Below are 12,025 nucleotides of genomic sequence, written 5' to 3' on the forward strand. Positions count from 1 at the left end.
CCCCCCCCCCCCCCCCCCCCCCGGGCGCCCCCCCCCCCCGCCCCCCCCCCCCCCCGCCCGCCCCCGGCCCCCCCCCCCCCCCCCCCCCCCCCCCCCCCCCGAGGTCGGTGCCGACCCGGAAGGGGATCCGCGTGGACACCGGGGCGACGACGAGCGGATGGGTCTGCTGGAACTCGCCCCAGGCGCGCAGCAGGGAGTGGCGGGTGGCGAAGCTCTCCATCGCCGCCGCCGGGTCCGGGTCCCCGAGGGCCGCGTAGAACTCCGCCAGGAACCGCCGGGTCTCGGCCGGCAACAACGGCACCAGCGCCGGCAGCGCCGCCCGCATCTCCGGGGTGTTCAGCATGGCCAGGTCCGTGCGCGCCGCCCGGTCGATCGACGGCGGCTCGACCTCCTCGACGACGTAGCCGGCGTCCTCGAGGGCCCGGCCGGCGGTCCGGACGCCGTCGCGTACCTGCTCGTCCGTGCCCTGCCCGGCGGGGTCGAGCACCAGGGCCACCCGGATCGGCCGGTCGGGTGCGGGGCCGCGCAGCGGTGCCGGCACCGACCACGGATCGCGCCAGCTGTCCCCGGCCATCACCTCCAGCGCGGTCCGCAGATCAGCCACGCGCCGGGCCAGCGGGCCGACCACGACCGTCAGCTGGGCGCCGATCGGCGCGAACTCGGGGCCCGGGACGCTCGACGCGTCGGGGATGCGGCCCAGGGTGGGCTTCAGCGTGCTCACCCCGCAGCACTGGGCCGGGGAGCGCAGCGACCCGAGCCCGTCCCCGCCCAGGCCGAGCGGGGTCATCCCGGTGGCCACCGCGGCGGCGTCACCGCCGCTGGAGGCGCCGGCGGTGCGCGAGCGGTCCCACGGGTTGACCGTCGCGCCCCAGAGCTCGCTCTCGCAGTGCCAGCGCACCCCGAACGAGGCCAGGTTGGTGCGGCCGATCGGGATCGCGCCGGCGGCCTTCATCCGCTCGACGGCGGGTGCGTCCCGGGCCGGGTACGCCCCGGCCAGCGCCCGCAGGCCCTGGGTGGTCGGCGTGCCGGCCAGGTCGAGGAGACCCTTGACGGTGAACGGGACGCCGTGCAGCGGCCCCAGCTCGTCACCGGCGGCGACGGCCCGGTCGGCGGCGTCCGCCGCGTCGAGCGCCCGGTCACCCAGGACGACCACGACGGCGTTGACGGCGGGGTCCACCGCCTCGATCCGGCGCAGGTGCGCCTCCACGACCTCACGGCAGGAGGCCTTGCGGGACCGGATCGCCGCGGCCAGCTCGACCGCGCTCAGCTGCCACAGCTCGGTGGCCGTCAGCGTCATGGCGGCGTCTCCCGGGAGGTGGTGGTCACAGGGGCCCTGGCTCGGACGCCGACGGCGGACCGGTACCCGCCGGCGCGGTGACACGGGAGACGGGGTGCAGCCCCCTCCCCCGGTGCGACCGGCGCCGCCACGGGCAGACCTCGGTGCGCACTCCGGCCATCTCCGCTCTCCTCCCCGGGAGAAGCAGCGTGGCCGCCGTCGAGGGCCCGGTGCAGTGGCTCACGGCACCACCCGGCTGCGCCGTTGGTCCCCGGACCGTCGGGCGCCCGGACGGGAGCAACGACCCCACCGACCGGGGTCGTCGTCATCTGCCCCGGCGGCAGGGCCGCTGCTGGCATCGAACGGTCCCGATCGGGCCGCGGCAGCCGTGCGGCCAACCGCCCGCTCCTCCGCAGAGCCCCTCTCCCGCCGCCAGGAGGGTTCCGTCGATGTCCAGCACCGCCACCGCCACGACCGGCGCCGGAGCCGGGAGGGCGCCGGAGACCATCCGCCGCATCCTGGTGCCGGCGCTGGGCGGACCCGAGCGCCTCACCCTCGTCGAGTCACCGGCCCCGGAGCCGACCCTGGGCGAGGTCCGGGTCCGCACGCTGGCCGCCGGGGTCAGCTATCCCGACCTGCTGATCCGGGAGGGGACCTATCCGGGCGGCCCGCGTCCGCCGTTCACGCCCGGCTACGACCTGGTCGGCGTCGTCGACCGGCTCGGCCCCGGTGTCACCGGCCTCGCCGTCGGGGACGTCGTCGCGGCCATCACCGTCTTCGGCGCCTACGCCGACGCCGTGTGCGTGCCGCAGGAGCACCTGGCCCCGGTGCCGGCCGGGGTGGACCCCGCCGTCGCCGTCTGCCTGGCCTTCAACTACATCACCGCCTTCCAGATGCTCACCCGCACCGTCCGGCTGCACCCCGGTGCGCGGGTGCTGGTGCACGGCGCAGCCGGCGGCATCGGCACCGCGGCGCTGGAGATCGGCCGCGTCGCCGGCCTGCAGCTCTACGGCACCGCCACCGGCGCCGGCTGCGACGTCGTCCGCCGGCTCGGGGCCACCCCCGTCGACCACCGCCGCGAGGACTTCATGCACCGCATCCGCGAGCTGACCGGCGAGGGCGTCGACGTCGTCCTGGACGGCATCGGCGGCACCGTGTCGCTGCGGTCCTACCGCACGCTCGCGCCGCAGGGGGTGCTCGTCCTCTTCGGCCACTACGCCACGCTGGTGCACGGACGGCGCAGCGCCACGCGGGTGGCGGCCTTCTACGCCGCCGGTGCGCTCACCCTGGCCGCCAACGCCCTCCCCGGCGGCCGTTCCGTGCGCACCTATCAGAGTGCCGTCCTGCGCGACCGGCACCCCGACTGGTACCGGGCCGACCTGGCCACCCTGTTCCAGCTGCTCGCCGAGGGGCACCTGAAGCCGCTGATCGCCGCACGCATCCCCCTGGCCGAGGCGCGCCAGGCGCACGAGCGGCTGGCCGGCGGCGGGGTCCAGGGGAAGCTCGTGCTCACGCCGTAGCCCGACCCCGTCTGCGCCGGTGACTCCCGTGTCGGCCCTGTGGCGCTGCAGCCCCGCCGACAGCTGGTCGAGGGCGACGCCTGGGCACGGACGTCCGCCTGCGCACCCGCCGACTCGGCCCGCCCGCCCGGTACGTCCCGCTGATCGTGACCAGGCTGCGCCCGGCCCGGTGTCGGGGTCCGGCCACCTGCTCCTCGCCGGCAACCTCCTCGTCCCGGAACACGAGGAGCCCGGTGCCGAGCGTGACCCCGGGCCGCGGACGGCAGCCGGCGTCGAGCCGGCGGGATGTGCCGAATCCCTTCTGGGACCGACCGCAGGCCGATGCACGGACGACAGGGGCCCTCACGGTCACTGTGAGGGCCCCCGTTCGTGGGGGCGGGGGGACCGGTCCCGGGTCCGCTCTCCGCGGACCCCGGGACACGGGAGTGATCATGACCGAGACGCCGGACAGCGATCTCGGCGCCGCGGCACACGGCCGGCCACCACTGGGTGAGTGGCTACCCGGGGCGGAGCGAGACGGCGACGGGCGAGGCACTCGGGGTCCTTGTCGTCCACCTCCGTCGGTGGTTGCCTCGGCGTAGCCGACACGCGAGGTGACACCGGTCGCGCCCGGCTCCGGTCCGGGCACCGGCATGTCGGACGATGCTCCAACCGGCGGAGGATCGGTCATGTCAGCTGTCAGCGAGACCGTGCGCACGGCCGAGACGGTGCGTAGCGCAGCGACGGCCCTGGTGGGTGTCGTCGAGCAGCGCGCCGCCGAGATCGCGGAAGCCCGCAGGCTCCCCGCGGACCTCGTCGGGATGCTCAAGCGCGCCGGCGTCTTCAGCATGCCGATGCCCCGGGCATGGGGCGGTCCCGAGATGACCTTCCGGCAGCAGGTCGAGGTGATCGAGCTCCTCTCCGCCGCCGACCCCTCCGTCGGCTGGTGCGTGATGATCGGCTCGGACGCGGGGTTCTACTCCGCGTTCCTCGACGACGCCGCCGCCCGGCAGGTGTGGCCGGACCTCGACGCGGTGACGGCCGGCTGGGTCGTCCCCGCAGGCCGGGCCCGCCGCCAGGGGGACGGCTTCGTCGTCGACGGGCGGTGGTCGTTCGGGAGCGGCTGCACGCACGCCGACGTCATCGTCGGCGGCTGCGTCGAGTTCGACGGCGACGTGCCCGTGACGACCGGCGAGGGGCTGCCGGTCGTCCGGGTCGTCACCGCGCCGGCGGAGGCCTGGACGGTGCACGACACCTGGTTCACCACGGGCCTGGCCGGCAGCGGCAGCAACGACTACAGCGTTCAGGGTCTGACCGTGCCGGCCGAGCGGTCGTTCACCTTCCTCGACCCACCGCGACGGCCCGGACCGTTGTACGCCTTCCCCGCAGCGTTCTACGCGAACACGTCCGGTGTCCCGCTGGGGCTGGCCCGCCGGGCGATCGACGTCGCGCTGCAGGTCGCGGAGAGCAAGGTGTACCGGCCCCGCGGGAACCGGATGCGGGACGAGCCGCGGGTGCGCCTGGCGATCGCCCGTGCCGAGACCGACCTCGGTGCGGCGCGGGCGTACGCGTACGACGCGCTCGACCGCGTGTGGGACGAACTGGAGAGCGACGGCGCAATGACCGCGCCGACCCGGGTGCACCTGGCCCTCTCGCGTTCGAACGCCTTCCGGATGGCCCGGGACGTCGCCCAGCAGATGGTGGACACCGTGGGCACCGAGGCGATCTACACCTCCTCACCGCTGGACCGGCTGCTGAGGGACGCGGTCACGATGAGGCAGCACCTGCTGGCCCAGGACCGGATGCTGGAGATGGTCGGCGGTCTCGTCCTGGGCGAGGAGCCACCCTTCCCGTTCCTCTGAGGAGGAGCGGCAACGATGGGCCGGAAACGGCACCGACCCCCACCGCTGAGCGGTGGGGGCCGGTGCCGTTCGGAGTAGCGGGGGCAGGATTCGAACCTGCGACCTCTGGGTTATGAGCCCAGCGAGCTACCGAGCTGCTCCACCCCGCGTCGGTGACACCACCGTACACCCGGTCGCGGGGTGGGGGTGCACCGGGTCGGCGCACCCCCACCCGCGCGGCTCAGCCGGTCGGCGTGGCCGGCGCCGCGGCCGCTCCCTGGGCCGCCTCGTAGGCCTCGACCGCCGCCTGGAGGTCGGCCAGCGCCTGACCCTGCGCGGCGAAGTCGCCGCTGCGCTGGGCCTCGGCCAGCCGCTGCAGCGCCGCGTCGAGGTCGGCGACCGCCTGGTCCAGCGTCGCGTCCGACCCGTCGGCCGGCGGCGTCGTCGGCTCGGCCGGCGTGGTCGGCTCCGCGGGCGTGGTCGGCTCGGCCGGCGTCGGCTCCTCGGTGTCCGGGGTGGTCCCGGCGTCGTCGGAGTCGGTCGCGGTGTCCCCCGCCCCGGCCCCGAAGACCTGGTCCAGCGCGTCGGAGAGCGTGTCGGCGTAGCCGACCCGCCCGCCGTAGTTGACCAGCACCTTGCGCAGCAGCGGGAAGGAGTTCTGCCCGGTCCCCTCCACGTAGAGCGGCTGCACGTAGAGCAGGCCGTTCTCCCCGATCGGCAGCGTCAGCAGGTTGCCGAACACCGCCTGCGAGTCCTCGCTGTTGAACAGCGTCAGGTCCCGGGCGACCTCGTCGTTGGTGTTGAACGACTGCTGCACCTGCTGCGGCCCGCGGAAGGGCGTGTTGCCGGGCAGCCGGAGCACCTGGATCGAGCCGTAGGTGTCCGGGTCGCTGGAGGCGGAGATGAACGCCGAGAGGTTCTGCCGGCGGAAGGCGTTCAGCGCACTGGTCAGCTGGAACGTCGCGTCGGGCTCCCCCGGCCGCGCGGCGAGGATGTAGTACGGCGGCTGCGCCTCCTCGGTCTGCGTGTCCTGCGTCGGGTCGGCCGGCACCGCCCAGCGGTCGTTCTGGCTGTAGAAGTCGCCGGGGTCGCTCACGTGGTAGCGGGTGAGGATGTCCCGCTGCAGCTTGAACAGGTCCTCGGGGTAGCGGACGTGGCCGATGAGCTCGTCGCTCATCTCCGACCGCTCCTCGATGACGCCCGGGAACGCGGCCATGTAGGCCTTCAGCACCGGGTCCTCCTCGTCCCACTCGTAGAGCCGGACGGTGCCGTCGTAGGCGTCCACGGTGGCCTTGACCGAGTTGCGGATGTAGTTGAACTGCTCGTTCGGCAGCGCCGCGGTCCCCTGGCCGGTGAGCGCGTCCTGCGCCGCCTCGCCGAGCTCCATCCGCTCGGAGTACGGGTAGGCGTCGGACGTCGTGTAGCCGTCGAGGATCCACTGCACGCGGCCGTCGATCACCGCCGGGTAGGGGTCGCCGTCGACGGTGAGGAACGGCGCGGCCTTCTCCACCCGCTCGCGCGGGTCGCGGACGTAGAGCACCTTCGAGGCGTCGTTGACCGCACCGGAGAGCAGGAAGTTGCGCTCGCGGTAGTAGATGGCGAACGTCAGCTGCCGGAAGAAGCTGCCGATCGCGACGCCGCCCTCGCCGTCGTAGGTGTTGTTGACCTCGCCCTCGGAGCCGTCCTCGGGCCGGTCGAACTCGCGGGCGTCGGCGCCCTCGGGCGCCCCGACGACGGAGTAGTCGTCGATCAGCTCGCCGTAGTAGATCCGGCCCTGCTCGACCTCGATGTCGCCGGTGGTGGGCAGGTCCCGGCTGGTGAAGTTGGGCTCGCCGCCCTCCTGGCCGGTGACCACCTGGTTGGCCGGCGCGGCGACGAACCCGTTGCCGTGCGTGTAGACGGTGTGCCGGTTGATCCAGGTGTCCTGGTTCTCCGACAGGCTGCCGCTGTCGAGCTCGCGGACGGCGACGACGTAGTCGCGGGTCTCGCCGTCGATCGTGTACCGGTCGATGTCGAGCTTCTCGGGGAAGCCGTACACGTTGCGGATCTGCTGGCGCGCGGTGAACGTCCCGGCCAGCACGTTCGGGTCGAGCAGGCGGGCGTTCGGGATCGTCGCGTCGTCGTTGCGCAGCTCGGCGAGCGCGGCGTCGGTGTCGACGTCCTCCCCGGTGTTCTCCTGCGCGAAGTCCGTGTACTCGACCTCGGTGAGGTCGTAGGCCGCGCGGGTCGAGGCGATCGCCCGCTCGATGTAGTCGGCCTCGCGCTCGTTGGCGCTCGGGCGGACGACGAACTGCTGCACGATCGCCGGGTAGGCCACGCCGATGACCAGGCTGGACAGCAGCAGCAGGACCAGCGCGGCGGCCGGCAGCCGGAAGTTGCGGACGACGACGTTGGCGAAGAAGGCGACGGCGCAGAACGCCGCCGCGAAGACCAGGATCGTCTTGGCCGGCAGCAGCGCGTTGACGTCGGTGTAGCTCGCGCCGCTGAACAGCTCGCCCCGGTCGGAGTAGACCAGCGCGTAGCGGTCGAACCAGTACGCGACGGCCTTGAGCGCCACGAACAGGCCGAGCAGCACCGACAGCTGCACCATCGCCGCGCCGGTGAGCTTCTGCCCCGGCGTCTGCAGCCGCAGCCCGCCGAAGACGTAGTGGGTCAGCAGCGAGCCGATCAGCGCCAGCAGCACGATGGCGAAGCCGAAGCTCAGCAGCAGCCGGTAGAAGGGGTACTCGAAGACGAAGAACGACAGGTCCAGGCCGAACTGCGGGTCGACGTCCCCGAAGGGCACCGAGTTGCGGAAGGTCAGCCAGGTCTCCCAGCTGCCCTGCGCGGTGAACCCGGCGAACAGGCCGACGACGACCGCGACGGCCGACAGCACCAGGGTGCGGCGGGGCTCCAGCGACTGCCGGTAGCGCTCCAGGTTCTGCTGCTCCAGCGACATCGGCCGGAACGCCGGGCGGAACCGGTACGCCAGGTAGATCGCCAGCGCGGTGAGCCCGCCGGTGGCCACGCCGGCCACGGCGAACAGCAGGGCCCGGGTCTGGAGCTCGGTCCAGAAGACCTCGGTGTACCCGGTCTCGTCGAACCAGAGGTAGTCGACGTAGACGTTGGTCAACGTCCCGATGGCCGTGAACAGCACCAGCAGCACGGCGATGGACCCGATGACCACCTTCGCGCGCCGCGACAGCGTCGGCACGGACACGGGGGGCCGCATGGCCACGAGCGGTCTCCTTCAGTTGCAGGTGCGGCGGACACCGGGAGGCGCCGTCGCGGTGTGGCGACCGCGTGCGGTCGGACGTGTGGGGCGCCGGTCGGCACGGGCGCCGGGCTGGCGCACGAGCGGCCGGTGTCGCCCCTGACCAACGCTCGGCGCGGCACCGGGTTCCCCGGGAGCCCGTGCTGGCCGACAGCATCCACCACGCGGGGCGTCCCGTGGCGGGCAGCGGTCAGCAGCCCGCGGGCGTGCGCCCCTCCCGGACGTCCTCGAGGGCGGTCAGGGCGTCGTCCAGGGTGGCCACCCGCGCCAGGGTGAGGCCGGTGGCCGGGGACCCGAGCGCGTCGGGGCAGTTGTCGGCCGGGACGAGGAACAGCTCGGCACCGATCTCCTCGGCGGCGACCATCTTCAGCTGGATGCCGCCGATCGCGCCCACCGCGCCGTCGGCGTCGATGGTGCCGCTGCCGGCCACCACGGCGCCCTCGGTCAGGTCGGTGTCGCCGACCAGGTCGAGGATGCCGAGGGTGAGCATCAGGCCCGCCGACGGGCCGCCGACGTCGGCGACGTCGATGTCGATGTCGAACGGCGCGGAGGGCTGCTCGCGCACCACGACGCCGAGCACCGAGCCCTCGCGGTCGGGGGACCCACCCGTGGTCAGCGTGGCCGTGCCCGGCTGCCCGAGCCGGGTGTAGGCGACCTCCACGGTCGTACCGGCCGGGATCGCGGCGAGGACGGCGGCCAGCGCGTCGGAGTCCGGCGTCGGCCGCCCGTCGACGGACTCGATCGCGTCGCCCTCCTCGAGCAGCCCGTCCGACGGCGAGTCGTCCCCGGACAGCCCGCGGACGACGACCTTCACCGGGTAGCCGAGGTGGCCCAGCGCCGCGGCCTCGGCGGACTCCTCCGAGGTGAGGAAGGCCTGCCGGTTGGCCTGCTCGATCTCCTCCTCGGTCTGGTCCGGCGGGTACACCGACTCCTCGGGCACCACGCTGATCTCGTCGTCGAACCAGCCGCGGACCGCCTCGACCAGGCTCAGGCCCGCCCGGCCGACGCCGACCGTGGTCAGGTTGAGGTTGCCGGTGACGTCGTTGCGGTCGCGGCCACGGAGGGAGATGACCGGGTCGCCGTCGATGTCGCCGAGGGTGTTGAAGGTCGGGCCGGGCACCTGGGCGACGTAGGGCACCGGCAGGGCCGCGCCGAGGACGCCGGCGACGAGCAGCAGCACCACACCGACGGCGAGGACGGCGATCCGACGGGTCACGACCGGCCAGAGTAGAACCTCGCGCTGGCAGCGTCCGCCGAGAGCGGACGCGGGAGCCCGCGCTCGGGCTCCGGCGGTGTGATCACGCGTCTACCGTGGGGGCATGAGTGACGTGCCGTTCGGATTCGGGATGCCCGACCGCGACCCCGAGCGCCGGGACCAGCCCGGCGGCGACCCGTTCGGCTTCGGCGCCCTGTTCGGGTTCGGCGGCCCGGGCGGCGCCGGGGGCGGCACCCCGGAGGAGTTCCTCGGCAAGATGCCGCTGTTCGCCGAGCTGCAGAAGCTCATGAACTGGTCGGGCGGGCCGGTCAACTGGGACCTCGCCCGGCAGGGCGCGATCAGCTCCCTGGCCACCGGCACCCAGCCGACGTCGGAGGCCGAGCGGGCCGCCGTCACCGAGGCGGTGCGGCTGGCCGACCTGTGGCTGGACCAGGTCACCGACCTGCCCTCGGGGGCCGACCGGGCGCTGGCCTGGTCCCGGGTGGAGTGGGTCGAGCAGACGCTGCCGGCCTGGGGCGCGCTCATCGACCCGCTGGCCGAGAAGGTCGTGGCCGCCATGACCTCCGCGCTGCCGCAGGAGGCCATGGCCATGGCCGGCCCGCTCGCCGGGATCATGGGCCGGATGGGCGGCCTGATGTTCGGCGCCCAGGTCGGGCAGGCCCTCGGCCGGCTCGCCGGCGAGGTGCTCACCGGCACCGAGGTCGGCCTGCCGCTGGCCCCGGCCGGCTCGGCGGTGCTCGTCCCGCAGAACGTCGCCGCGTTCGCCGAGGGCCTGGACCGCCCCGCCGACGAGGTCCGCCTGTTCCTCGCCCTGCGCGAGGCCGCGTCGCTGCGGCTGTTCGCCCACGTGCCGTGGCTGCGCCAGCAGCTGCACGACGCCGTCCACGCCTACGCCCGCGGCATCAGCATCGACCGCGAGGCGATCGAGCGCGGGCTCAACGACGCGATGGGCTCGATGGGCGGCGGCTTCGACCCGTCCAACCCCGAGGCGCTGCAGGAGCTCCTGGGCAGTGGGCTGCTCGAGCCGGAGGAGACGCCGGAGCAGCAGATGGCGCTGCGCCGGCTGGAGACGCTGCTGGCGCTGGTCGAGGGCTGGGTCGACGCCGTCGTCGCGGCCGCGGCCGGCGAGCGGCTCCCCGGGCACGGGGCGCTGGCCGAGACGATGCGCCGCCGCCGCGCGTCGGGCGGTCCGGCCGAGCAGACCTTCGCCACCCTGGTCGGCCTGCAGCTGCGCCCCCGCCGGCTGCGCGACGCGGCCACCGTCTGGGGCGCCATGGCGCAGCAGCACGGCACCGAGGCCCGCGACCGGCTCTGGTCGCACCCGGACCTGCTGCCCACCTCCGACGACCTCGACGAGCCGCTGGACTTCGTCGCCCGCCAGGGCGTGGCCGACGAGCTGCGCGCGCTCACCGACCCGGCCGAGGACACCGGCGGCGGCCACACCGACGGCGGGGACACCGACGGGGACGCCCCCACCCGCTGAGGACGGCTCGGCCGGAGGGCACCCGGCCGCCGAGGGCCGGGATGGGCTCCGCGCAGGCCGGGACGGCACCTGGCCGCGGTGTCGTGCCCGAGGGGGGGCCCGGAGGGCTCTGCGGCGGGTGCGACGGATGGGCTCCGCGCAGGCCGGGACGGCACCTGGCCGCGGTGTCGTGCCCGAGGGGGGGCCCGGAGGGCTCTGCGGCGGGTGCGACGGATGGGCTCCGCGCAGGCCGGGACGGCACCTGGCCGCGGTGTCGGCCGGTAGGCCGACGAAGTGCTCAGTCGACGAGGTCGCCGTCGTCCTCGCGGGCGCCGTCGGCGCGGGCCGTCTCGATGCCCTCGAGGAACCCGCGGGCCCGCTCGGCCCGCGGGTAGCGGGCCACCAGCGCCCAGAAGCGCGCGTCGTGGCTGGCCTCGAGCAGGTGCGCCAGCTCGTGCACCAGCACGTAGTCGACGACGTACTCCGGCATCGACCGCAGCCGGCTGGACAGCCGGATGCTGCCGTCGGCCGGGGTGCACGAGCCCCAGCGGCGCTGCTGGTTGTCCACCCACCGCACGCTGGTCGGCTGCGGCACGCCGTCGAGGTGCTCGGCCGACAGGGCGCGGGCCCGGCTCATGAGCTCGTCGTCGCCGCCCAGGGACCGGCGGCGGCGCTCCTCCCGGGTCTGCAACTTGGCCACCATCTGGGCCACCCAGCGCCGCTCCTCGGCCGGCGTGAACGCCGCCGGGATGAGCACGATCGTCCGCCCCGACTCGCGGTAGGCGGTCACCGTCCGACGGCGGCGCGCGCTGCGGCGCACCTCGACCGGCCCGTCCGTGGACAGGGGGCCGCGCGAGGGGTCGGGGGTCGATCCGGGCACGGGAGGACGGTAGCCACCGGCCGCCGGCGACGCGCGGAGGGGAGCCACCCGCTCGGGTACGAGTCGCACGGACGGTGGACACGCCGGCCCCTGTCCCGGCTGCGGCGGCCGGACGCTCCGTCCACAGCGGCCCGGACGGCGTCCGCGCAGGTGACGGGCGTGGAACGGGCCGGCGACGGGCGGGTGGCCGCCGGCCCCTCCCCTGGCTGCACACAGGGACACGCCGCGGGGTCCCCACCGTCTCCACAGCGCTGTCCACAGGCTGTGGGCACCGCGGCAGGCCGGGTTCCCCGGCCGGACGGGTCGGAGGGGACCGTCCGGGTAGCGTTCGCGAAGACGGTGCCCGAACGGGTGCCGAGCAGCTGGAAGAGGAGGCACCGTGGCGGAGAGCTACAACGGCTACTGCGTGAAGTGCAAGGAGAAGCGGGACTTCGACGGCGAGGTCAAGGTCAGCGAGTCCGGCCGCCGGATGGCCCAGGGCACCTGCCCGGTCTGCGGCACCAAGATGAACCGGATCCTCGGCAAGGCCTAGGCACTGCCTCCTGACGGCGGCGTCCCGCACCGCGGGCGCCGCCGTCGTCGTCCCCGGGCCCTGTGG

8 protein-coding genes and 1 tRNA gene are annotated in these 12,025 nt (G+C 74.7%); 4 read left to right on the top strand and 5 right to left on the bottom strand.

Annotated features, from left to right (window positions below; genetic code table 11):
• Nucleotides 1-1,297, bottom strand: a 1,297-nt coding sequence (locus ACI79L_RS03495) for an amidase family protein (protein ID WP_456935438.1), incomplete at its 3' end; no start/stop codon positions are given.
• Nucleotides 1,298-1,725: 428 nt separating this feature from the next.
• Between ACI79L_RS03495 and ACI79L_RS03500 the strand changes: the two genes are divergently transcribed.
• Both ACI79L_RS03500 and ACI79L_RS03505 read left to right on the top strand, forming a co-directional pair.
• Nucleotides 1,726-2,796 carry a medium chain dehydrogenase/reductase family protein gene (locus tag ACI79L_RS03500; RefSeq protein WP_456935439.1) on the top strand — a complete coding sequence of 357 codons (1,071 nt, stop codon included), beginning with the start codon at nucleotides 1,726-1,728 and terminating at the stop codon, nucleotides 2,794-2,796.
• Nucleotides 2,797-3,464: 668 nt separating this feature from the next.
• The gene (locus tag ACI79L_RS03505) at nucleotides 3,465-4,637 is read left to right on the top strand and encodes an acyl-CoA dehydrogenase family protein (RefSeq protein WP_456935440.1); all 1,173 of its coding nucleotides are present in this window, start codon (nucleotides 3,465-3,467) and stop codon (nucleotides 4,635-4,637) included.
• Between the two features lie 75 nt (nucleotides 4,638-4,712).
• Here ACI79L_RS03505 and ACI79L_RS03510 read toward each other — a convergent pair.
• The 3 genes from ACI79L_RS03510 to ACI79L_RS03520 all read right to left on the bottom strand — a co-directional run bounded on the left by ACI79L_RS03510 (nucleotide 4,713) and on the right by ACI79L_RS03520 (nucleotide 9,085).
• Nucleotides 4,713-4,786, bottom strand: a tRNA-Met gene (locus ACI79L_RS03510).
• Between the two features lie 71 nt (nucleotides 4,787-4,857).
• A complete protein-coding gene (locus tag ACI79L_RS03515) occupies nucleotides 4,858-7,827 on the bottom strand; it encodes a UPF0182 family membrane protein (RefSeq protein WP_456935609.1) in 2,970 nt (989 codons plus the stop codon).
• Between the two features lie 232 nt (nucleotides 7,828-8,059).
• The gene (locus ACI79L_RS03520) at nucleotides 8,060-9,085 is read right to left on the bottom strand and encodes a YlbL family protein (RefSeq protein ID WP_456935441.1); all 1,026 of its coding nucleotides are present in this window, start codon (nucleotides 9,083-9,085) and stop codon (nucleotides 8,060-8,062) included.
• Between the two features lie 103 nt (nucleotides 9,086-9,188).
• Between ACI79L_RS03520 and ACI79L_RS03525 the strand changes: the two genes are divergently transcribed.
• The gene (locus ACI79L_RS03525) at nucleotides 9,189-10,568 is read left to right on the top strand and encodes a zinc-dependent metalloprotease (RefSeq protein WP_456935442.1); all 1,380 of its coding nucleotides are present in this window, start codon (nucleotides 9,189-9,191) and stop codon (nucleotides 10,566-10,568) included.
• A gap of 277 nt (nucleotides 10,569-10,845) precedes the next feature.
• On the opposite strand, the gene ACI79L_RS03530 is transcribed toward ACI79L_RS03525, so the two are convergent.
• Entirely contained in the window at nucleotides 10,846-11,427 is a 582-nt protein-coding gene (locus tag ACI79L_RS03530; RefSeq protein ID WP_456935443.1) for a M48 metallopeptidase family protein, read from the bottom strand.
• Nucleotides 11,428-11,806: 379 nt separating this feature from the next.
• On the opposite strand from ACI79L_RS03530, the gene ACI79L_RS03535 reads away from it, so the two are divergent.
• Nucleotides 11,807-11,959, top strand: a complete 153-nt coding sequence (locus tag ACI79L_RS03535) for a DUF5679 domain-containing protein (protein WP_012950213.1) — start codon at nucleotides 11,807-11,809, stop codon at nucleotides 11,957-11,959.
• Nucleotides 11,960-12,025 lie beyond the last annotated feature (66 nt).

This window comes from Geodermatophilus sp. SYSU D00684 (genome assembly GCF_054050455.1).